Source organism: Mesorhizobium sp. Pch-S (assembly GCF_004136315.1).
In the GTDB taxonomy this organism is placed as follows: Bacteria; Pseudomonadota; Alphaproteobacteria; order Rhizobiales; family Rhizobiaceae; genus Mesorhizobium.
Genome location: NZ_CP029562.1, coordinates 3,272,866 through 3,294,875 on the forward strand (window position 1 = coordinate 3,272,866; position 22,010 = coordinate 3,294,875).

21 protein-coding genes and 1 pseudogene are annotated in these 22,010 nt (G+C 61.6%); 16 read left to right on the forward strand and 6 right to left on the reverse strand.

Features of this window, described 5'->3' with window-relative positions; translation table 11 throughout:
* Nucleotides 1–91 precede the first annotated feature (91 nt).
* Nucleotides 92–310 carry a hypothetical protein gene (locus C1M53_RS15360; RefSeq protein WP_129413026.1) on the reverse strand — a complete coding sequence of 73 codons (219 nt, stop codon included), beginning with the start codon at nucleotides 308–310 and terminating at the stop codon, nucleotides 92–94.
* Nucleotides 311–908: 598 nt separating this feature from the next.
* Between C1M53_RS15360 and trbB the strand changes: the two genes are divergently transcribed.
* The 11 genes and pseudogenes from trbB to C1M53_RS15415 all read left to right on the forward strand — a co-directional run bounded on the left by trbB (nucleotide 909) and on the right by C1M53_RS15415 (nucleotide 10,423).
* Nucleotides 909–1,892 carry a P-type conjugative transfer ATPase TrbB gene (trbB, locus tag C1M53_RS15365; RefSeq protein ID WP_129413027.1) on the forward strand — a complete coding sequence of 328 codons (984 nt, stop codon included), beginning with the start codon at nucleotides 909–911 and terminating at the stop codon, nucleotides 1,890–1,892.
* A complete protein-coding gene (locus tag C1M53_RS15370; protein WP_129413028.1) occupies nucleotides 1,889–2,212 on the forward strand; it encodes a TrbC/VirB2 family protein in 324 nt (107 codons plus the stop codon). The genes trbB and C1M53_RS15370 overlap by 4 nt, the downstream gene beginning before the upstream one ends.
* Nucleotides 2,212–2,493, forward strand: a complete 282-nt coding sequence (locus C1M53_RS15375; protein ID WP_129413029.1) for a VirB3 family type IV secretion system protein — start codon at nucleotides 2,212–2,214, stop codon at nucleotides 2,491–2,493. Before C1M53_RS15370 ends, C1M53_RS15375 begins: the two co-directional genes overlap by 1 nt.
* An 11-nt stretch (nucleotides 2,494–2,504) precedes the next feature.
* A pseudogene (gene trbE / locus C1M53_RS15380) lies at nucleotides 2,505–4,960 on the forward strand (conjugal transfer protein TrbE).
* A complete protein-coding gene (gene trbJ / locus C1M53_RS15385; RefSeq protein WP_129413030.1) occupies nucleotides 4,957–5,718 on the forward strand; it encodes a P-type conjugative transfer protein TrbJ in 762 nt (253 codons plus the stop codon). The pseudogene trbE and the gene trbJ overlap by 4 nt, the downstream one beginning before the upstream one ends.
* A gap of 18 nt (nucleotides 5,719–5,736) precedes the next feature.
* The gene (gene trbK-alt, locus C1M53_RS15390; RefSeq protein WP_129413031.1) at nucleotides 5,737–6,012 is read left to right on the forward strand and encodes a putative entry exclusion protein TrbK-alt; all 276 of its coding nucleotides are present in this window, start codon (nucleotides 5,737–5,739) and stop codon (nucleotides 6,010–6,012) included.
* Between the two features lie 2 nt (nucleotides 6,013–6,014).
* The gene (trbL, locus tag C1M53_RS15395; protein ID WP_129413032.1) at nucleotides 6,015–7,373 is read left to right on the forward strand and encodes a P-type conjugative transfer protein TrbL; all 1,359 of its coding nucleotides are present in this window, start codon (nucleotides 6,015–6,017) and stop codon (nucleotides 7,371–7,373) included.
* On the forward strand, nucleotides 7,370–8,059 hold the full coding sequence (gene trbF, locus C1M53_RS15400; protein ID WP_129413033.1) for a conjugal transfer protein TrbF: 690 nt from the start codon (nucleotides 7,370–7,372) through the stop codon (nucleotides 8,057–8,059). Before trbL ends, trbF begins: the two co-directional genes overlap by 4 nt.
* On the forward strand, nucleotides 8,059–9,045 hold the full coding sequence (gene trbG, locus C1M53_RS15405) for a P-type conjugative transfer protein TrbG (protein ID WP_129416188.1): 987 nt from the start codon (nucleotides 8,059–8,061) through the stop codon (nucleotides 9,043–9,045). Before trbF ends, trbG begins: the two co-directional genes overlap by 1 nt.
* Nucleotides 9,042–10,184 carry a TrbI/VirB10 family protein gene (locus C1M53_RS15410; RefSeq protein ID WP_129413034.1) on the forward strand — a complete coding sequence of 381 codons (1,143 nt, stop codon included), beginning with the start codon at nucleotides 9,042–9,044 and terminating at the stop codon, nucleotides 10,182–10,184. The genes trbG and C1M53_RS15410 overlap by 4 nt, the downstream gene beginning before the upstream one ends.
* A 2-nt stretch (nucleotides 10,185–10,186) precedes the next feature.
* Complete coding sequence (locus tag C1M53_RS15415) at nucleotides 10,187–10,423, forward strand: DUF2274 domain-containing protein (protein ID WP_129413035.1); 237 nt, start codon at nucleotides 10,187–10,189, stop codon at nucleotides 10,421–10,423.
* A 5-nt stretch (nucleotides 10,424–10,428) separates the two neighbouring features.
* Here C1M53_RS15415 and C1M53_RS15420 read toward each other — a convergent pair whose 3' ends face one another.
* Both C1M53_RS15420 and C1M53_RS15425 read right to left on the reverse strand, forming a co-directional pair.
* On the reverse strand, nucleotides 10,429–11,322 hold the full coding sequence (locus C1M53_RS15420) for a LysR family transcriptional regulator (RefSeq protein WP_129413036.1): 894 nt from the start codon (nucleotides 11,320–11,322) through the stop codon (nucleotides 10,429–10,431).
* Between the two features lie 20 nt (nucleotides 11,323–11,342).
* Entirely contained in the window at nucleotides 11,343–12,341 is a 999-nt protein-coding gene (locus tag C1M53_RS15425) for a class I SAM-dependent methyltransferase (RefSeq protein ID WP_129413037.1), read from the reverse strand.
* A gap of 367 nt (nucleotides 12,342–12,708) precedes the next feature.
* On the opposite strand from C1M53_RS15425, the gene C1M53_RS15430 reads away from it, so the two are divergent.
* From C1M53_RS15430 to C1M53_RS15440, 3 genes are all read left to right on the forward strand, one after another.
* Nucleotides 12,709–13,509, forward strand: a complete 801-nt coding sequence (locus C1M53_RS15430) for a helix-turn-helix transcriptional regulator (protein ID WP_245488561.1) — start codon at nucleotides 12,709–12,711, stop codon at nucleotides 13,507–13,509.
* 102 nt (nucleotides 13,510–13,611) lie between these two features.
* Nucleotides 13,612–14,823, forward strand: coding sequence for an MFS transporter (locus C1M53_RS15435; protein WP_165358147.1), 1,212 nt, complete (start codon nucleotides 13,612–13,614; stop codon nucleotides 14,821–14,823).
* 1 nt (nucleotide 14,824) lies between these two features.
* Nucleotides 14,825–16,225, forward strand: coding sequence for a hypothetical protein (locus tag C1M53_RS15440; protein ID WP_129413039.1), 1,401 nt, complete (start codon nucleotides 14,825–14,827; stop codon nucleotides 16,223–16,225).
* Nucleotides 16,226–16,297: 72 nt separating this feature from the next.
* Here C1M53_RS15440 and C1M53_RS15445 read toward each other — a convergent pair whose 3' ends face one another.
* A complete protein-coding gene (locus C1M53_RS15445) occupies nucleotides 16,298–17,437 on the reverse strand; it encodes an epoxide hydrolase family protein (RefSeq protein WP_129413040.1) in 1,140 nt (379 codons plus the stop codon).
* Nucleotides 17,438–17,529: 92 nt separating this feature from the next.
* A complete protein-coding gene (locus tag C1M53_RS15450; RefSeq protein WP_129413041.1) occupies nucleotides 17,530–17,811 on the reverse strand; it encodes a DUF982 domain-containing protein in 282 nt (93 codons plus the stop codon).
* Between the two features lie 202 nt (nucleotides 17,812–18,013).
* Here C1M53_RS15450 and C1M53_RS15455 point away from each other — a divergent pair, with 202 nt between their 5' ends.
* The gene (locus tag C1M53_RS15455) at nucleotides 18,014–19,987 is read left to right on the forward strand and encodes an AI-2E family transporter (RefSeq protein WP_129413042.1); all 1,974 of its coding nucleotides are present in this window, start codon (nucleotides 18,014–18,016) and stop codon (nucleotides 19,985–19,987) included.
* Nucleotides 19,988–20,078: 91 nt separating this feature from the next.
* On the opposite strand, the gene C1M53_RS15460 is transcribed toward C1M53_RS15455, so the two are convergent.
* Nucleotides 20,079–20,999 carry a LysR family transcriptional regulator gene (locus tag C1M53_RS15460; RefSeq protein WP_129413043.1) on the reverse strand — a complete coding sequence of 307 codons (921 nt, stop codon included), beginning with the start codon at nucleotides 20,997–20,999 and terminating at the stop codon, nucleotides 20,079–20,081.
* A gap of 107 nt (nucleotides 21,000–21,106) precedes the next feature.
* Between C1M53_RS15460 and C1M53_RS15465 the strand changes: the two genes are divergently transcribed.
* On the forward strand, nucleotides 21,107–21,952 hold the full coding sequence (locus C1M53_RS15465; protein WP_207213112.1) for an isocitrate lyase/phosphoenolpyruvate mutase family protein: 846 nt from the start codon (nucleotides 21,107–21,109) through the stop codon (nucleotides 21,950–21,952).
* Nucleotides 21,953–22,010: the final 58 nt, after the last annotated feature.

Genomic DNA, 22,010 nt, shown 5'->3' on the forward strand with positions numbered 1-22,010 from the left:
CGCGCCGGCCGCAGCGATTGCGTTCGGCACTTTGCGGACCGGGTATGCAATTGTCTGAAGGTATGCAACCTGTGGCCCTTGCGCCGAACGGTTAGTGCGGCCTTGCACTGCCCAAGGCGTCGATCTGCGCTATCACCTGTCGCAGATTTGCACTCAATCGCTGATAGTCACCAAGCCGGCTTTGACTTGTGTATCGCCGCATTCCCTGACCGTTGACCTCGTAGGTCTGCATGGCGCCGCTACGCAGCGCGGTCATCAGCTCTTCGCAATTGTTGAGGTCGTGTTCGAGCTTGTCTCGAAGCTCCTTCATTGCTGCACCTCCTCCACTCACGTTGTTCGACACGATCCTTTTCCGCCCGCAAGATTCAGACCAATGCGGGAACCAGCCAGGACAGAAGCCCTGTCACAACCGTCCCGGCAGCCAGGATGGAAAAGATGAATCTGAAGAAAGCTGTATTGGAGGGCTGCCAATCGTCCCTGACGAATCTTGGCGCCTGAAAATCGCGTTCCTGGATAGACATCAATGGCTCCCCTAGCACTTCGGAACCCTGACACCTGAACCAGTGCGGTCCAGGCGCGGTCCCTAATCCGCATAATCAGCCAAGCGTGTTCCGGTTCCAGATTTGTTGAAGGGGTCGCGGTGCCATCAGCCCGGTCACCAGCGAAGCGGGACTGCAAGGAATGCTCCGCTGTCCACTCAATAGGGAAGAATCGTCTCTCCAAGATTCTCGGCTACCGAAGCGGGCTTGCGACGAATTCAGCGGGGGCCAAACGGAAGCGCTTTCGCCGAACGCCTGTCTTTGCACGCTGGGGTACTACGACGGCCGAAATTTCTTGAAACCAGGCGACATGGCGTTTTCTTAATCATCCCCGTCCTGAGGCCAATGAGCGGCTTCCAGCGGGGTGAGATGGTGGCTTCCTACGAAAACACAGACCAGCGCGCTCGCAGCACACGCATGCTGCGCTCCGCCCTGGGAGCATCAATCGGCCGCTTCCTGGATGATCCAGAAGTTGTCGAGGTGATGCTGAATCCCGACGGTCGCATATGGATCGACCGTCTCTCCAAGGGGTTGACCGATACCGGTGAAGTTCTCGCAATCGGCGATGGCGAGCGTATCGTGCGACTGATTGCCCATCACGTCGGAGCCGAAGTCCATTTTCGTGCGCCTCGCGTGTCGGCTGAACTGCCGGAGACCGGAGAACGCTTTGAAGGCTTGTTGCCGCCGGTCGTAACGGGGCCGGCTTTCGCCATCCGCAAGCCCGCTGTCGCCGTCTTCACGCTTGAGGACTATGTCAGTGCGGGCATCATGGATGCCGCGCAGGCAAGAGCGCTGCGCAGCGCGGTTTCCTCGCGCGCCAACATCCTTGTCGCCGGCGGCACGTCGACCGGCAAGACCACACTGACCAATGCCCTGCTGGCCGAAGTGGCCAAGAGCGACGATCGTGTCGTGCTCATCGAAGACACGCGCGAGTTGCAATGCACCGCGTCCAATCTCGTTGCGTTGCGCACGAAGGATGGCGTTGCGACACTGGCTGATCTTGTCCGGTCAGCGCTGCGCCTGCGACCTGATCGCATTCCGATTGGCGAGGTGCGTGGATCCGAGGCTCTCGATCTTTTGAAAGCCTGGGGAACCGGTCATCCCGGTGGGATTGGGACCATCCACGCGGGTACCGGTATCGGCGCGCTGCGCCGCCTCGAACAACTCATCCAGGAAGCGGTCGTCACAGTACCGAGGGCCCTGATCGCCGAGACGATCGATCTCGTGGCCGTGCTTTCTGGCCGCGGCACCGCGCGGCGCCTGACCGAATTGGTCCGCGTCGAAGGGCTCGGTTCCGATGGCGACTATCGCACGACCGAAAGCATCCAAAACAGGACTGGAGCTCCGTCATGATCCCGATCTGTCCGCGCGGCCTTCGCCGCGTCATCACAACCGTCTGCGTCAGCCTGCTGTTTGCGCCTGTCGCGCACGCGTCCGGCTCCTCCATGCCCTGGGAACAGCCGCTCCAGAAAATCCTGCAGTCGGTTGAAGGTCCCGTCGCCAAGATCATCGCGGTCATCATCATCATCGTGACCGGCCTGACACTGGCCTTCGGCGACACCTCAGGCGGGTTCCGGCGGCTGATCCAGATCGTTTTCGGTCTCAGCATCGCCTTTGCAGCATCGAGCTTCTTCCTGTCGTTCTTCTCATTCGGTGGCGGAGCGCTGCTGTGATGGCGCTCTCCTTCGAACATCTTGGTGCCGTGCCCGGCTACGCCGTTCCGGTGCATCGGGCACTGACGGAACACATTCTTCTGGGCGGCGCTCCGCGTGCCATCGCCATCGTCAATGGAACGCTCGCGGGTGCCGTTGGTCTCGGCCTGCGGCTTTGGCTGGCCGGTCTGGTCATCTGGGCGGTCGGGCATTTCGCGGCCGTCTGGGCTGCCAGGCGGGACCCCGAATTTGTGGAAACCGGCCGGCGCCATCTGCGCATTCCAAGCCATCTCGGCGTCTGACGGAGCGTCTGATGTTCAACCTTGCTGAATACCGGCGTTCCTCGGCGCTGCTGTCGGATTATCTGCCCTGGGCCGCACTGGTCGGAGACGGCGTCGTCCTCAACAAGGATGGCAGTTTCCAGCGCAGTGCCGCATTCCGGGGACCTGATCTGGAATCCGCCGTTGCAGCCGAACTCGTTGCCGTTGCCGCGCGGCTCAACAATGCGCTGCGCCGCCTCGGGTCTGGCTGGGCGATCTTTGTCGAAGCGCAGCGGCTCGAAGCGGCGATCTATCCGGACAGCGACTTTCCCGATGCCGCCTCGAGCCTGGTCGATGCCGAGCGAAAGGCCGATTTCGAGGCCGCCGGCGCGCATTTCGAGTCCCGGTATTTTCTGACCTTCACCTGGTTGCCGCCGGCAGAGGAAGGCGCGCGCGCCGAGGCGTGGCTTTACGAAGGCCGCGACCATGCCGGTGTGGATGCGCACGAACTGCAACGCGGCTTCGTCGATCGGTCCAACCGCATACTGGCACTGCTCGATGGCTTCATGCCCGAATGCACCTGGTCGATGACGCAGCGACGCTCTCTTACCTCCACTCGACAATCTCGACACACCGGCAGCGCGTGCGCGTCCCCGAAACACCGATGCATCTCGATGCGCTGCTCGCCGATCAACCGCTGACTGGTGGCCTGAAACCGCGCCTGGGCGATCGACACCTGCGCGTTTTGACAATCGTCGGTTTTCCCAGCGCGACGACGCCAGGCATTCTCGACGAACTGAACAGCCTCGCTTTTCCCTATCGCTGGGCAACGCGGGCGATCCTGCTCGACAAGGTCGAGGCCACCAAGCTCGTGACCAGGATCCGGCGGCAGTGGTTCGCCAAACGCAAGTCGATCGCCGCGATCCTCAAGGAGGTCATGACCAACGAGCAGTCGGTGCTGGTCGATACCGATGCCGCCAACAAGGCCGCCGATGCCGACGCCGCGTTGCAGGAACTCGGCGCCGACCATGCCGGCCAGGCCTATGTCACCGCCACGGTAACTGTCTGGGACGCAGATCCCCGCATTGCCGATGAAAAGCTGCGGCTGGTCGAGAAGATCATCCAGGGCCACGACTTCACCGCAATGACGGAGACCATTAACGCGGTCGACGCCTGGTTGGGATCGTTGCCCGGCCATGTCTACGCCAACGTGCGGCAGCCGCCGATCTCCACGCTCAATCTCGCCCACATGATCCCCCTCTCCGCCATGTGGGCGGGGCCGGAACGGGACGAGCACCTCAAGGCTCCCCCCTTGCTCTACGGCAAGACCGAGGGCTCGACCCCGTTCCGGTTTTCCCTCCATGTCGGCGATGTCGGCCACACCCTCGTCGTCGGTCCGACCGGGGCAGGCAAATCCGTGATGCTCGCGCTGATGGCGCTGCAGTTCCGCCGCTACGACAACGCGCAGATCTTCGCCTTCGATTTCGGTGGATCGATCCGTGCTGCCACGCTGGCGATGGGCGGCGACTGGCACGATCTCGGCGGTGATCTGACCGAGGCGTCGCAGGATACGGTCTCCCTGCAGCCGCTGGCCCGCATCGAGGCCGTTCCGGAGCGTGCATGGGCGGCAGACTGGATCGTCGCGATCTTGCGGCGCGAAGGCATCGCGATCACCCCGGACGTGAAGGAACACCTCTGGTCGGCGCTGACGTCGCTTGCCTCGGCGCCGCCGCAGGAGCGGACCATCACGGGGTTGAGCGTCCTTTTGCAGTCGAACATCCTGAAGCAGGCATTGCGTCCCTTCTGTCTCGGGGGGCCTTATGGCCGCCTGCTCGACGCCGAACACGAATTTCTCGGCGCGGCTGAAGTCCAGGCCTTCGAGATCGAGGGTCTGGTCGGCACGGGCTCGGCATCGGCGGTGCTGGCTTATCTGTTCCACCGCATCGGCGATCGCCTGGACGGCCGACCGACCTTGCTGATCATCGATGAAGGCTGGCTTGCCCTCGACGACCAGGACTTTGCCGGACAGTTGCGGGAATGGCTGAAAACGCTGCGCAAGAAAAACGCCAGCGTGATCTTCGCCACGCAATCGCTGTCCGACATCGGCAATTCGACTATTGCGCCGGCGATCGTCGAAAGCTGCCCGACGCGTCTTTTCCTGCCGAACGAGCGCGCGATCGAGCCGCAGATCACCGATATCTACCGCCGCTTCGGGCTCAACGACCGGCAGATCGAAATCCTCGCCAACGCCACGCCGAAACGCGACTACTACTGCCAGTCCCGGCGTGGCAACCGCCTGTTCGAGCTTGGCCTCGGCGCTGTCGGGCTGGCGCTGTGCGCGGCATCCTCGAAATCCGATCAGGCGCTGATTTCGCGCCTTGTCACCGAGCATGGTCGCCAGGGCTTCCTGGCCGCCTGGCTGACAGCACGCGGGCTGGGCTGGGCGAGCGAATTCATCACAGACCTTGCAGCATCACCGTCACCAACCCTTGAGGACATCCGGCCATGAAAAGCCTTTCGTCGACAACGCGCGCGCTTGTGCTCGCGACAAGCCTGCTTGCACCTGTGATCCTTTCACCCGTTTCAACGGCGCCTGCATTGGCGTGGCGCATCGTCTTCGATCCCTCGAATTATGCGCAGAACGTCCTGACGGCGGCGCGCAGCCTCGAACAGATCACCCACCAGATCACTTCGCTTCAGAACGAGGCGCAGATGCTGATCAACCAGGCCCGCAATCTCGCCGGCCTGCCGTTTTCTGCGCTGCAGCAGATCCAGCAATCGGTTGCCAGGACGCAAAGCCTGCTTGGTGAGGCGAAAAACATTGCCTTCGACGTCCAGCAGATCGATCGTATGTTTCAGCAGAATTATGCAGCCATTCCGATGTCGGCGACCGAGCAGCAACTCGTCGCCGGCGCGCGCTCGCGCTGGCAAAACACCGTCGGCGGCCTGCAGGATGCCCTGCGCGTCCAGGCCGGCGTTGTCGGCAACATCGACAGCAACCGCGGCCAGATATCGGCGCTCATCGGCCAGAGCCAGAATGCGACAGGCGCACTCCAGGCCGCCCAGGCCGGCAACCAGTTGCTTGCCGTGCAGTCGCAGCAATTGTCGGATCTGATCGCCGTGATCTCGGCGAACGGGCGCGCCGGCGCCCTGACGGAGGCGGAAAGAAGTGCTGCTGCCGCGCAGGGCCGGGAGCAGCGGCGTCGTTTCCTCACGCCAGGCGCCGGCTACCAGGCCGGCAGCGCCCGCATGTTCAACGGCAATTGATCGCCAGGGATCAGCGTCATGGATGCTCGAATGCTCGCCCGGCTGGCTGCCGTCCTCGCCCTGGTGGCCACGGCGGCGGCTGCAGCACTGGTGCACAAGCAGGAGGCGCCGCCGTCACTGGTCGCCCGTCCGTTCCAGGCCGACTGGCAGGCGCTGCGCGAACGGCAAAGGCGGTGCCAGCAGCTCGGTGAAGCGGGCGCTCTTGATGCGGCGTGCCTGCAGGCCTGGGCCGAGACACGCGACCGTTTCCTGCGTTCGGCGCCGAATGCGCATTTGTCCGGCCAGGAGCAGTGAGCATGGGCGGCGCCGGCGTCATCGACAATTTTCTGGCGGTCTTCACCCGCTACATCGATACGGGCTTTGGCCTGCTTGGCGGCGAGGTCGCGTTCGTCGCCAGCACGCTGATCGTCATCGATATCACGCTGGCAGGGCTGTTCTGGAGCGCCGGCGCCGATGACGACATCCTGGTCCGGCTGATCCGCAAGACGCTTTTTGTTGGCGTCTTCGCCTATCTGATCTCCAACTGGAACAATCTTGCCAGGATCGTCTTCGACAGCTTCGCCGGCCTTGGCCTGAAGGGTTCGGGAACCGGCTTCTCGACGGCGGATCTGATGCGGCCCGGCAAAGTGGCGCAGACCGGCCTCGATGCCGCCAGGCCGCTGCTGGAATCGATTTCCGACCTGATGGGCTGGGTGGCGTTCTTTGAAAACTTCATCCAGATCGCCTGCCTGCTGTTTGCCTGGGCGCTGGTGATCCTCGCCTTCTTCGTGCTGGCGATCCAGCTCTTCGTCACGCTGATCGAATTCAAGCTGGCGACGCTGGCCGGCTTCGTGCTGATCCCCTTCGGTCTTTTCGGCAAGACGGCGTTCATGGCCGAACGTGTGCTTGGCGCCGTCGTCTCCTCCGGCATCAAGGTGCTGGTGCTGGCGGTCATCATCGGCATCGGGTCGACCCTGTTTGGCCAGTTCACGCAAGGCTTTGCCGGGCAGACGCCTTCGATCGACGAAGCCATGGCGGTGGTGCTGGCCGCCCTGTCGCTGGTCGGGCTCGGTATTTTCGGTCCAGGCATTGCCAATGGACTGGTCGCCGGCGGACCGCAGATGGGTGCGGGTGCGGCGGCCGGAACCGGGCTTGCCGTTGCCGGCGCCACCGTGGCGTCGATCGGTGCGGCTGGTTTGGCTGCCCGGGGCGGCCTTGCAATGGCATCCGGTGCCGGCACGGCAGTCCGGGCAGGGGCTGGCGCGGCAGGCGCCGCAAGCACGGCCTATCGTCTCGGCGCTGCCGGGCAGACGGGAACCGCAGGCGCCGTGTCGGGCTTTGCCGGCATTGCCCGTGCCGCCGGGAGTGCCGTCACCGCACCGTTGCGGCAGGTCGCAACGTCTCTTCAGTCGGGTTTCTCGGATGGCAGCAAGGCAGCGTTTGCGGCAACCGGAGGGTCGTCGACGGCTGGAACCATCGGTGATGCCGCGTCATCGACCGGCGACGCCGGGCAGACGCCTGCCCCGACCAGCGACGATGCGCCCGACTGGGCCAGGCGCATGAAGCGCGTCCAGGCGATTAGCCATGGTGCCAGCGCGGCAGCCCATGCCCTGCGCTCCGGCGACAGCCACAGTTCCGGTTCCTCAGTCAACCTTTCCGAAGGCGAACGTTCATGAACCCTTTCAAGCGACCCGCCGCGCATTACGGCAAGACACCCCCGCCCGTGACCCCCTATCAGAAGGCCGCCCAGGTCTGGGATGAGCGCATCGGATCTGCCCGCGTCCAGGCCCGCAACTGGCGCTACATGGCCTTTGGATCGCTTGTCCTGTCGATGGGCTTTGCAACCGCGCTGCTCTGGCAGTCTGCGCGGGGGACGGTCGTGCCCTGGGTGATAGAGGTCGATCGCCTCGGCGAAGCGCAGGCCGTCGCCCCCGCCGTCGCCGGCTATCAGCCGACCGATCCGCAGATTGCCTGGCATCTGGCCCGCTTCATCGAACAGGTCCGCTCGGTTCCTGCCGATCCGATCATCGTGCGCCAGAACTGGTTGCGCGCCTATGAATGGACGACCGATCGCGGCGCTGGCGCCTTGAACGACTATGCCCGCACCAATGATCCCTTCGCGCGGATCGGAAAGCAGCAGGTGTCCGTCGAGGTGTCGAGCGTCATCAGAGCTTCGCCGGATTCGTTCCGCGTGGCCTGGGTCGAGCGCCAGTATGAAAACGGCAAGCTGGCCGTGACACAGCGCTGGACCGCGATCCTGACGATCGCGCTGCAGCCGCCGCGCGATGGCGAGCAACTGAAGGCAAATCCGCTCGGCATCTATGTCAACGCCATAAGCTGGTCACGGGAGATTGCGCAATGATGACGCTCGCCATTCGGGCCGCCAGCAGGCAATCGGCGCGGTCTCGCGACCAGTTTGCGTGGCTGTTGCTCTCTGCCGCTGTTCTGGCAGGCTGCGCCGCAAGGCCGACGCGGGAATTATACAGCTATGATGCGTCCGTGCCACCATTGCCGCCGATTGCTGCCGTGCTGCATGAAAAGGCGCCCAGACCGTTGCTCGTCCCGCCGGCATGGCGGCCTTCGCGTGGCGGAGCTCCAGCCAGTTCGGCGATCGGCCGTGTCGAGAGCGCCAATGCAGCGGCACGTGTCGAGCCGCGGCGCGAAGGCTATTTCAACGCCATCCAGATCTATCCGTGGAGCGAGGGCGCCCTCTATCAGGTCTATGCCGCACCAGGCCAGATCACCACGATTGCGCTCGAACCGGGCGAAACGCTGAGCGATCCTGGTCCGATCGCCGCGGGCGACACCGCCCGCTGGATCATCGGCGATACCACAAGCGGATCGGGCGACGGCCGCAGGGTGCATGTCCTGGTGAAACCATCCCGCCCGGGGATCTCGACCAATCTGGTCATCGCCACGGATCGGCGCACTTACCTGATCGAACTGCGGTCGGGTGAAAAACCCTACATGCCCTCGGTGGCTTGGAACTACCCGTCGCTGCCGGCATCGCGGCGACCGGACACTGCTGCGTCCCCCGTCATCCCCGGGCCGGCGGCGCGCAATTATCGCTATGGCCTGGCCGGCGATGCGCCGCCCTGGCGACCGGTCGCGGTCTATGACGATGGCCGCCGCGTCTATGTCGAATTTCCGCGTGGCATCGTCCAGGGCGAGATGCCGCCGCTGTTCGTGAGCGGGCCGGACGGCGAGGCCGAAATCGTCAACACTCGCATCCATCGCAATGTCCTCATCGTAGACCGCCTGTTTGGAGAGGCGGAGTTGCGTCTGGGCAGCGGCGAGCGCCAGCAGGTCGTCAGGATCGTCCGGAACGGCAAAAGGAAGGCGATATGAGCGGGGACGAATTCACGGCGCCGATGCGGCTTCGCGCCGAGCCACCGCGTGTCACGCGCCTGTCGCGGAAATTCATGCTCGGGCTCGGAACCGCGGCTTCTCTGGGGATCGGCATTGCGCTGATCTACGCCTTCCAGGCACGCAAGGGCGCCACCGACAGCGAAGAGCTCTATTCCACATCCAATCGGCCGACAGCCGATGGTCTTGCGGCATTGCCGCGCGACTATACGGGACCAATCCTTGGGCCTGCCTTGCCGGGCGATCTCGGGCGGCCGATACTCGAGGCCCAGAACCGTGGACAGCCGGTGATTGCCCCGGCCATGATGGCGCCATCCGTCGACGAGGCGGAGCAGCGGCGGCGCGCCGAGGAAGAAGCAGCGCGCACAAGCAGGGTGTTCTTCCAGACCGAGGCGCGATCCGGCGCGTCGATGCCGTCTGGCGGGGCTCTAGGTTTGCCGGGCAGTCTCGGGGTCGAGGGACAACCGGGTGGAGCCGGCGCGAAGGACTGGCAACAAGCGTTTCTCGATGCCGACGTGTCGCGTCGCGTCGTTGCGGCGGACCGGGTGATGGCTCCGCTTTCGCCTTTCGTGTTGCAGGCAGGGGCCGTGATCCCTGCCGCGCTTGTCACCGGCATCCGCTCCGACCTGCCCGGGCAGATCGTCGCGCAGGTGACCCAGAACGTCTATGACAGTCCCACCGGCCGGTCGCTCCTGGTGCCGCAAGGGACCCGCATCATCGGCCAGTACGACAATGGCATCGGGTTCGGCCAGCGCCGCGTGCTTCTGGTGTGGAACCGCCTGATCTTCCCCAATGGGCGTTCGATCGTGCTGGAGCGCGAACCAGGTGCCGATGCGCACGGCTATTCCGGACTTGAAGATGGCGTCGACAACCATTGGTGGGACCTCATCAAGGCCGCGGGGCTTTCGACCTTGCTCGGGGTCGGGGCCGAGCTTGCAAGCGACGACAACGACCGCCTGATCCGGGCGATCCGCGACGGTGCCCAGGACACCATCAATCAGGCTGGGCAGCAGATCATCCAGCGCCAGCTGCAGGTTCCACCGACGCTGACGGTACGTCCAGGATTTCCAGTCCGCGTCATCGTCACGCGCGACCTCATCCTTGAACCCTACGGAAGCTGACCATGGCAAAGCTGAAACTCGGGGCCCTGGCCGATGACAAGCCCGTAAAGCTCACCGTCGAATTGCCCGCCGCGCTGTATCGTGACCTCGCGGCCTACGCCGATCTCCTTGCCAAGGAAACCAGGCAATCGCCCCCCGAACCCGTCCGCCTCATTGTCGCGATGCTTGAGCGGTTCATGGCCACGGACAGGGGCTTTGCAAAAGCCAGACGCGCTGTACCGGCAACGATGCCGGACTAGACATGTCAGGTTTGTCGCAGCTTCGGATTCACCTGTCTCCTTGCCATGGCCACAAAGCGCAACAGTGCGCGCTTGGGATTGGATTCCAACCACACCGCGTTGACCTGCGCGACGCTTGCCGGGCCGTGGAGAGATTTCCAGATCGTGAACTCAGGCGCGATCGAACAGGCGCTTTCCTCGGCCAGGGTGATGCCCTGGCCCAGCTGTACCTTCTGGACGAGCGTTGCATCGCTGCCGCTGCACGGGCGAAGCGACGGCGCCTTGTCAACGCCAGCGGCAGCGAGCAGGGCGCACACCTGGCTGTGTTGTGGTGGCGAGACCAGCAGGTGTTCGCGCGCCAGATCCGCCCAGCTCACAGATGGTGTTCGGCCAAGCGGATGACTGGCTGACAGCAGGACACACAGCCGCTCACGCTCGAAAACTCCTTTGGCACAAGTCCCGTCGGACATGACGGCAGAGGTGAAGACGATGTCGATCTGTCGTCGACGCAGCGCCGCCATTGCCGGCTCTTGCTCGATATCCTCGATGTTAACGGCCACATCGGGATAGAGGTCGACGAAGCGGCGGATCGTGGCCGTCAGGAATTTTCGCCCGGCGAGCGTGGACAATCCGATCCGCAACGTCCTGGTGTCCCCTTTGGGCATGTGCTCTGCGGTCAGCACGTCTCGCAATCCCTCATAGTGACCGCGCGCCGCCGCGACCCATGCCTGGCCAGCTTGGGTGAGATGGACACCATGCACGTGACGATGAAAAAGCTTGACGTCGAGATGCTGTTCGAGCGCCACGATGTTGCGGCTTACGCTGGACTCTCTCACCCGCAGGACCTTCGCCGCCTGCCGCAGACTGCCATGGTCGGCCGCCGTGAAAACACAGTCGAGGCGGCGCAGGGCGTTGCTCATGTGGTGCACCGCTCCAGATCCTAACGCACCTGTTCGGTTGCAACGTCGTCAGCGGGATCACGCGGCAGCGTGGTGTCGTAGACATATTCGTGCGGAATGGCAGGCTCTTCCATCTGGCGCAGATAACGATCCAGGTTATCCTTCGCATTGCTCGCGGCAAGGCTGTAGAAATTCCCGCTGTTCCACGTCATCGCGCAGTATCTGAACTGCGAGCGGATCGCATGCGACATCTGCGCCAGCGACACTTCGTTGTTGAACATGGAGTCGAGCACCAGGGATTTTTTCCGTTCGATTTCGTCCGGCGGGAAGTAGCGCGCCTTGAAGCCATGATCTTTCTGGTTTTCGCGCCGCACGTATTCATCCACGTCCTGCGTGCGGAACTTCTCCACGAAGACGAAGATGCCGTCTTCCTTCAGGTGCTGACCGACATATTCGATCTGTTTCGCCCTGTTCGGGGAGTACATCTGGAAGGTGGTGTCTTCCAGGATGAGATCAAACCCGTTCGCGAATTTGGTCAGGCGCGGGGCTCCCTGCAGCACATCCTTGGTAAGCCGGTGAAAGGGGCCGACAAAGAACTCGGCATGAGGTGGCTCGCCATAAGCGAGGAAACACTCATGGTTCTCCGGATTCGGGCTGCATGAGAGCGTTTCGATGTGCCCACCGGCGAGTTCCGATAAGGTCCTGGCCATTGTTCCCTCTGCCGTTCCAAGGCTGTAGAGGGTGAGCGGGACCGAGCGTTGAAGCGCGTATTTCAAGACCGCATGCGCCATCCGGCACTCTTCTTCCAGCCTGTAGGGAATGCTGCTGTGGTAATGCTGATCGAAATGGCCTTGCCGTGTCGCATGCAAGGCAACCAGCGTGCGAAGCAGATCTTCATGCGGAAGCAGGCGGGTGTCAGCCATCGGCTTTCGGACAGGCTTTCCACTCCTGCCTGCTGCGGTCGAACCGAAGAAGCCACTCAGTTCGTTGATACGTGGGCCGCGATCGCACTCGGCCAGGAAGTCGTCGAGACCTCGCATTCCAACTCGCCTCCTCGCAGTCGATAGAGCGGTGAGATGCCGAAAGCCCGACCGGAAGAACCTTCAAAAAACCTGGAGCCGTTGAGTATTTCGGCTCGGTCAAGCAATGGCTGAGGCTGCTGGTAGACCTGGAAAATAGAAATCGCTTTCCTGTAATTGCAGGCTTTTCGAAAAGGTCACATGTTCTGCCTACCCTGAGTTATTTTTTAGTTGTCGAATAACCCAGAGTTCTCCACATCTCCCTGCACTGCGATTTCTACGCAAGCGGGAGAGCTTTCTTGTGGGAGAAATAGTTTGCCTCGATCCGCGACTTATCAGGCGATCCCGCCAACGCAGTTTCGTCCATCATTTTGAGGATTGGGGCAGGGTGCGCGCCGACCTCATCAAGCGGACGGGGCTTGAGCGGCAGGAAACAAGTCTTGCCCGCTCAAGCCATGTTTTCATTGTCAACCTGCAAGGTGCGGTGTCACATGGTGAGGATGTCGTTGATGGCCGACGGCTGCCGTTCGCGCCTCGGCGCGCAGGGTCGTTGATCTACGTTCCACCAGGCAGTGAGTGGCTCGGGTGGGATGAAGGCGAAGCAACGGCAGCCTATCTTCTGGTGTCGGTTCAACAAGATCTCGCGGTCGATGTGTTTGCCGAAAAGATGCGGCATCGTCTGCCCAATCCACGGCCCGCCATCGGTTTCAGAAACAGTGCCGTTGAAATGGCCTTGCAACGCATTGCGATGGAGGTCACCCATCCAGATCCGCTCAGCGTGACAATGGTCGAAAGCCAGGCCATGCAGCTCATCGTGCAGATGGCCCGCATGAACGGCTTCCCGCATAACCCTGCCAAGGGTGGCCTCTCGTCCTTCGATCTCAAGCATACACTTGAGATGATCGACACATCGAACAGGACGCCAACACTGCCAGACCTGGCCAATGCGGTTGGGCTCAGCCGCTTCCATTTCTGGCGCGCCTTCAAGCAATCGACCGGGATGACGCCATACGCTTTCATGGCAACGCGCCGTCTGGAAAAGTCATCGGAAATGCTGCGAACGACCACCTTGTCGGCGACGCAGATCGCACTGGAGTGCAATTTCGGAAGCTCCAGCCATTTCACGACCGCATTCAAGCGGGCGTTTGGCGTGACGCCGACAGAGTTCCGAAATCTGTGCCAGACCTAGCGTTGCACGGGCGCTTTTTCAGCAAGTTCCGGCAAATTGGAATAGCATGTGGAAGCGACGCCCGCCGCAGTTGTGCCACCAATGGGGCAACTGGGGGCAACCATGTCAATCAGGAGCCCGTGCCGACCTGCCCGCAAGACGATCGGCCGACTTTCAGGTCCGTCGCGGTATGGCCTTCTCTTCAGCGCGGCGTTGGGCGCATTCGGCCGCAACGGCTATTTTCTCACGGCATCCTGGATCCTGGCGGAACGTGGCTACGGAAGTGCCGGCCTCGCGGTTTTTCTTGCGATCGTCAGCGCGACGGAGTTTATCCTCAGTCCCGTTGCCGGCTTGCTGGCCGATCGCTTCAACAGGCGTCGGTTGCAGGCGATGGCAGACCTTGGACGCTTCATTGTAAGCTTGGCAACAGCGTCTGCGCTCCCGAACGTCGCTGCTCTGCCGGCGATGTGCATGTCCGCAGTGTTGTTTTCCTTCTGCGACCGCGTCGCGCTAACCTCCGGCCAGTCGATGATACCGGCAATCGTCGCTGGCCGTGACAGCGCAACCTGGAATTCGATCGTCGTCGTTGTCATGCAGACTGGCAATTTCGGCGCGGCGCTTCTCATCGGAATGCTGCTGGGCGGGTATGCTTCGGCAGTGCCCTTCGCCGTGCTCGCCACCTCCTTTCTGTTCGCCGCAATCATAGTGGCCTCCACGAACACGTCGACTGCGTCGCGCGGTTGTCGCCCACAGTTGACAACGGTCCTGGAGGTCAAACCAGGCTTCCGACGGCTGGTTGTCGCCTACGCGCTTTTCTACTCAAGTGCCGTGCTTTTCAGCGTGATGGGATCCAGCTTCGTTTTCGCCGAGCTGAAAGGCACTGCAGCGGATTTCGGCGTGCTCGAGGCGGCATGGTCGATTGGTTCGTTGCTGGGTGCCGTCTCCTTGGCGGCGGTACGGCCAAGGATCAGCGCCGACAGGCAACATCTGTGTCTATTGGGCACGATCGCGCTGATGTTCATCACATTGCGGTATTCGCACACGCCATGGACGACACTGCTTTTTGCATCCGTCGGTTTCCTCTACAATCTGGGACGCGTGAGCGTTGAAGTTGCGTTTCAGTCGCGTGTCGCCGCTGCTTCACTCGGCAGGGCGAAAGGCGTGATGCACAGTGTCGCCGTGGCGCTGAGCCTCATGGTCTTCGCAGTCGTTGCCGCGGTGGGAGATCGAGCCGTTCCTTCAATGATTTTCTTCGGCTTCGGCGTGATTCTGCTCATCGGTATTTCCGTGTTGACCGTCTTCCATCGACAACCGCAAGAGAAGGGCAAATCGTGAGGTGGACAGCCTAGCAAACGACATCGAGAAAAAAGCGGCGATCGTCGAAAAGCTGGCCGCGCTCTATCCGTGGATGAAGCCGTTCTATCCGCGCCCGCTTCGGGACTATGCATCTCGCCTTTATACTGCTCCGGCCCGGACGACCTCGCCAGAATGTCGGACCATGGCCCTGCACAAACTGCTTGCCGTCATGAAAAAGGCCGCAATCCGAGCCGGGCTGCCGGCCGAAACTGCGGCTGAAGTCTGCAGGGACTTCAACGAACGTCGTGTGCTGCAGACCGGGCCGCATCTGCTCCTCCTTCTCGAACCCGAGGCCTTCTACACGCACGTCTTCAGCCTCTTAGGGCTGTCCGCCCACAATAGCTTGAGCTACGTCTCCTACGCGGTTTCGACGATGAGCTTGGTGGAACGAGCGCGTAAAGGACCCGGCTGGCTGACCGTCGATGGCAGGGCCATCAACGTCTTTGGTCTCAGTCGAAGTCGCATGATCGGCTACAGCCTGCTCACGGGGAACGGACCTTACCGCTTCGAACTGGCATCCATGGACGACGGCGAGCAGGGCGACGCACTGCTCTATCTGCGCAACCTTCTTCCAGAAGCGCAGTTCGAGCGGCCCGCTCAGGCCATCAAGGCGGCGAACCTGTCGCTATGGCCGCGGCTGTTTGGAAATCGTTTCACTTTCCTGCAACTCGACGATGAAGATGGTGCGGAGCTGGTGGCGGATCACCTGTCGGAGCGTTCTTCCTGGCTGCGCACGCGACTGGTGGAAAGTCCCAAGATGGCATCGAGCATCTTGGAGATCATGGACCATTTGGCCGCAGGTGCTTGGGCCGGCTGGTTCACCCGTGGTACCGATTTTTTCTGGGCGTATGAAAATGGCAAACGCCTGCCCCTTCGTTTGGTAGGACGTGACCTGGTTCACCAGGATACGGGTGCAAGGGTGGTGCCCTTCGAGCCGGCCGAACTCGTCGAGAAGCTGCTGAACCGCAGTCTCGTCCCGAACATGTTCCTTGCTTTCCTGGTGTTGGCGATCCTGCCTGGCGTGCGGGTACTCGGCGGGAGCCATCAGCCCATTTACTATCCTCTGATGCGCTATGTGGTGGTGCGTGCGATCGATGCTCTTGGCGTCGATGCGGAACTTCGACAAGCCATGGAGTTAGACGATCTGCCGGGAGCGTGGGGACACCGGGTCCTTGACGACAGCACCTCTCCCAGCGAATTGCTTGGTCATGGAGGCTCGAGGAAAAGCGACGCCCTGATCGGCAAGTGCGGCGATCTCGCCTTGATGGACGCGTGCGGGGCGATGAACAGCTTCACGCAGGATGAAGCCTGGGCAAAGTTGGCGACGCAATTGGACAGGGGCGTTGTTTCGGCAACCGATCCTGAGTGGGCGCTCGCCTGATGGGTGACCAGCGACTGTTGCGCCTTACCTGTCCCGGTTCCCGGATGCTCGCCGAACGAATGGACGAGGAAATCACGCGGTGATCTTGTCGGCCCAGGCCCGTAAATCGCCGACGAAGGCGTCAGGCTGTTCAGTCGGGGGAAAGTGGCCGCCACGGGAGTGCTCGCCCCAATGCATCAGATTGCACGCGCGCTCGACAAGAGAGCGTGGCGGGGCTGGATGTCGCGGGTCTGGCCAACACGCATAGCCCGTTGGTACCTCGATCCGCCGCCCTTTCGGCAGTACCCTGCTGTTTGCTTTTTCCGATGCGGTGTAGAGCCAAGTCGATGTCACGAACGTATCGGTCATCACATAAAGCATGACGCTGGTCAGCAACCTGTCGCGACTGAAGGTTTCAAGCAGCGGTTGCCCGTGCAGATCTGCCCAGTCGTGGAACCGCTCGAGTATCCACGCAGCCTGGGCTACCGGCTGGCCGTGCATTGCATAAGCAAGCGACTGCACCCGTGTTGCTTGAAGGTGCGAATACGCTCCGAGCTGCTTATCGCGATCGGCATAAAGCTGAAACCAGCGTCGTTCTGTTTCGTCGACAGGGGCGTCCTCGGGAACGGTTCCGAGATAATCAATATGCAGTCCGCGAAGCGACTGGGCATGGTCCAGCGCCATCCATGCACCGATCAGCACTCCCCAGTCGGTCCCATGGACGAGGTAACGGTCATATCCCAAAACCTCGCGCATCAGGCGATCGAACAAGGTTCCGATGCGTGGCGGAGCCATCAAGTGTCTGGGTCTCCCGGAAAAGCCGTATCCCGGTAGCGATGGGATGATGACGTCGAACGCATCGTCAGCGTGGCCGCCATTGCGAGACGGAAAAGCCAGCGCCTCGACTGCAGGCCAGAACTCATAGGTCGAGCCCGGCCAGCCATGGATGAGCAGGAGAGGGCGCTTGCCATCAGCCTCGCCCCTGACGTGAACGAAGTGGAGTGTCTGCCCCTCGATTTCCGCCGTGAATTGCGCAAAGCGGTTGAGTTCTCGCACCATGGCTTCGAAATCAAATTCACCCGCCCAATAGGCACAGAGATCGCGCAGCGTTCGGGCATCGCAGCCGTGAGACCAGCCGCTGTCGCCGGGCTGATCGGGGAACCGATACGACCGTACCTGCGCCCTCAACGCATCGGCAGCTTTCTTCGTCCACTCCACTTTGAATGGTTTCATGACCGGCGGTCCACTTCACGGTGAAAAACGACGGCGCTTTGCATCGATTGATAATGGTGAGCCTGGCTGCTTGTTGCGGGCAGCAAGCTCGATCACGCTGACAGCCATTCATCGGCAGCTTTTGCCGCCGCCAATTCCATTGCGTCGGGCGCGAGGATGCCCGTTTTCTTGGTGAAGGCTTCGAATGCGAGGCGTGCCAGAGGTACACTGCCTTCGGTGAGAGCTGCACGAACTGCAGACAGAGCCTGCTCGTGCGTCGGGCTTCGCGAACCGACCCATTCGTTGAGGATTTCAAAGGCCTCTTCGACGGTTTCCACATCGCGTGGAAATCCAAGGCCGACAAAAATGGAAACGGGTTTCGCGAAAGGCTTCATGGGACTTCCTCGTTTGGTGGGCAACACCGAAACTATCCGGCTTGCTTAGAACGGACGATCCGCCAGTTCGTTCAAACGATTTCAACCCTTCGGAGGAGGGAAGCGCATCCAATAGACGATATGCCTATGCCATCCAGGGCAACCTAATATCACTCATACAGTCCGTCGGCCGTTTCATGTTAGGAATGGCTCACGCACCATAATGGCGAAGCTCAACCACATGATTTCGTCTTCGTACATGACTGCCCGACTCGCGACTGTTGCCACGGTGATCGCCGCGATCGTGGTTCTTTATGAGGCAAAGGAGTTGCTGCTCCCGCTGGCGATCGCGGTGCTGCTGACATTTGCACTGGCTCCGATCGTCTCCTTCCTCCGGAAAATGAAGCTGCCGCGGCTGGCGGCTGTGATCGGGGCCGTTGCCTGCGCCTTCGCGGTCATCTCGATCTTCAGCCTCATCCTGGCTGCCCAGGTCAGCCAGGTCGCGCAGGATATCCCGAAGTACCAATACAACATCGTGGAGAAGATCCGGATCTTGAAAGAAACCGGATCGGAGGACGGCATCATCAGCCGCCTCGGGCGTGTGTTCGAGCGCGTCAACACCGAAATCAATGAATCCGCTTCCACTGCGGCCAAAGCAAACGCGCCCTCTGAGGGCGAGCAGACGCCATTGCTGGTTCAGATATTTTCTCCCCAGCGTCCCATCGAGACGTTGCGGAACATTATCGAACCTTTGATTGGCCCCTTGGCCACGACCGGCCTCGTGATCGTCATCGTGATCTTCATGCTGCTCGAGCGCGAAGAGCTGCGCGATCGCTTCATTCGCCTTGTCGGCTACAGCGATCTTCATCGAACCACGCAGGCTTTGCAGGACGCAGGCAGCCGCGTCGGCAAATACCTGCTGATGCAGCTGGTTGTGAACATCACCTTTGGCGTGCCCTTGGCGGCAGGCCTGTGGCTTCTCGGCATTCCCAACGCCTTGTTATGGGGCATGCTCGCCATCGTTTTCCGCTTCGTACCCTATATCGGGCCGGTCATTGCAGCGGTGATCCCCCTGTTCCTGGCGTTCGCGGTGGCTCCCGACTGGTCGTTGCTGATCTGGACGGCCGGATTGTTCATCTTGCTTGAGCTCTTGAGCAACAATGTCGTCGAGCCTTGGCTTTACGGCTCCCGCACCGGGCTGTCGCCGCTCGCGATCATCGTTGCAGCGGTGTTTTGGGCATGGCTTTGGGGTCCGATAGGATTGGTGCTTTCAACGCCATTGACGGTTTGCCTGGTCGTGCTGGGCCGGCACGTGCCTCAGTTCGAGTTCCTTCAGATCCTGCTCGGCGATGAGCCGGTGCTCGATCCTTACGAACGCCTGTATCAGCGCCTGCTGGCGGATGATCTCGATGAGGCCACCGACAACGCTGAACAGATGCTCGAGGAGAAATACCTGATTGAGTATCACGCTGCCGTCAGCATACCGGCTCTGTTGCTCGGCGAACAGGATCGGGCCCGGGGAGCACTGACAAAGAGCCAATTGGCGGACCTCGCCGAAAATGCACGCGAAGTCGTAGCCAATCTGAATGAGATCGCAACGGAAGAAGAGGAAGACCAGCAAGACCATCAGGAAGAGGGCAAGGATAGCAAAGCCGCAAGCAAGACCGATGAGGAGGGGGAAGACGAGTTCGACATCGATCTTCCGGACGGTTCCGGCAAATCGGTTCTCTGCATCGGCGGGCATAGCGAGCTGGACGACGTTGCGGCCGTGATACTGGCGCAGGTCATTTCCATCGAAGGGGCCGAATGCGAGGCGGTCGGCCACCGCGACCTCGTTGCAGCCAGAATGCGCAGCCTGCCGCTGGAGGGGCGCAATTCCATCGTCTTAGGCTTTTTGAACCCCGACTCCCTGAAATATTCCAGATTCGCAGTGCGGCGCCTGCGGCGTCTGGCCCCTCATGCCCGCATCGGTCTCGTCCTGTGGACGTCGCCCGGGAGTGAGCAGCCGTTCGACGAGAAGGATCTCGCCGACAGACTGGAGGCCGACTTCATAGCATTCAGCCTGGTGGACTGTGTCGTCGCAGCGCTGTCAGACGAAAAGCCGCGTCAGGACAAACCAAAAAGGCAGAGAAGCATCCGTCGTTCGCGTTCAGCGACCTCGGTACCGTCAAAAGCCGAACCGGTGACGGAAGCGTAACTTGGCCAATTGCAGATGCCAACCTTGACCGGTCGGGCAGGGCTTTCGAAAAAGTAGAAAAGAACTCATCTTCCAGTTATCAGGTTCCTCGTCAAACAGCAGAAACTTCATAGTGTCCGAGGTAATCGGACTTCAACGAATCGCGCAGCCTGTTGGCTGCCACGCTCAGGAATCCGTCACGGCGCGTAACCAGAAAGATCGGGATGGTGAGCGTCAAATCCCTTACATCGATCGTGGCGAGCGTGCCCGCCGCCCGCTCTTCGGCGACAGCGCTTTCCGTCATCAATGCGAGCCCAAATCCTGCCTCGACGAGCCGCTTCTGCGCGGTCAGGCTGTCGACAGGGGTCCATTCGATTTCGCCGAGACCAAACGTCTGGAAGACGCTGAACACGTGCGACGCCCAGATCTCGCGTTGCCCTGGGATTTCCGGAAAGGCTAGCCAACGCTCGCTGACGAGTTCAGCGAGCGACTTGATCGAACGGCCGGCCAGCTCATGGTCCATGGAGCAGGCGACCGCCATCTTTTCAAGGCCAAGGCGTTCGTAATGCAGGTCAGGCGAACGGTCGCGGTCGTAGCGAATGCCGATGGTGGCTTCGCCGCGCCGCACCAGATCGCTCACTTCCGTGCTGCGCGTCGTCTGCAACGCCAGGTCCACGGACGGACAATCGGCGGCGAAACGCTTCAAGATGCTGGTCAGGCTTGTGCTTGCCAGGGTGCCGACCACCGCCAGCGACAAGGGGCCGGCATTCTCGGTCTTGAGGGCACTTACAGCCGTCTCGGCATCCTGGAGGGCCGCAAGCGCGCGCTCGGCATAAGGTAGCAGGACGCGTCCCGCTTGGCTGAGCGCAATGCCGTTGGACGTGCGCTCGAAGAGCGACATGCCGAGCTCCTGCTCAAGCAGGCTGATCCGGTGCGAGATGGCCGGCTGGGTGCGGTTCAAAGCGCGAGCTGCATTGGAGAAGCCACGCTGCCGGTAGACCATCAGAAACGTGTTCAGTGCTTCGCCATCCATGAGTTTGCTATAAATGATATCTATGGGGCTGACAAATATTAGAAATTGGACGAATGCCGTTGCGCCAAATAGGACTGTCCTCGCTCGCCAATTGCAGAGGAAATCCGATGATGGCCGTCCAGATCGAAAAGGTGAAAACGTTCAAGGCCCTTCACGCGGCGGAGCGCGGTTTCGTCATGCCAAACGCCTGGGATGCCGGAAGTGCAGTCGTTCTAGCGAGTGGTGGCGTCTCAGCGATCGGAACCACCAGCGCCGGTATTGCCTTCTCGCTTGGCAAACCCGACTTTGACATTCGCGATGCCGCCTCGGTGCTGACGCGCGAGGAAATGTTCCAGCGGCTTCGGCAGATCGTCGAGGCCGTTCCGCTTCCGGTCAATGGGGACCTGGAAGACGGCTATGGCGCCGAACCCCAGTCGGTTGCCGAAACCATTGGTCTTGCCATGGCGGTGGGCCTGGCAGGCGGAAATATCGAGGACAACAATCCGCGCGCCGAAGGCCTTTATGAAGAGGTGCTTTCAGTTGAACGCATAAAGGCAGCAAAAGCCACAATCGAGGCGAGCGGCGGTGACTTCGTCCTGAACGCCAAGATCGACGCATTCCTTGTCGGCATGGCCGATCCGCTGGGCACGGCCATAAGGCGCGCCAACCTCTATCTGGAGGCAGGGGCTGACTGCGTCTACCCCTGCGGGCCCAATGACCTCGACACCATCAAGACCCTGGTCCGTGAAATCGCCGGGCCGGTCAACATCGTCATCGGCTGGGGCACCATTCCTTTGAGCGTACCTGTCTTGCTCGACATTGGCGTGAAACGCGTGAGCCTTGGAGGCAGCATCGCGCGATCCGCACTGGGCCTTGTTCGCCGCAGCGTCCGCGAGTTGTGCGACGAAGGCACCATCAAGTTTGCTGCCGATCAGATCGGCCAGCAGGAACTGAACGCTCTCTTCTCCAGATGATCGCTCGCTGGCAGATCTGGTAGCCAGAGCGGCTTGGTCTGCCGGGCGGCCGATCCAC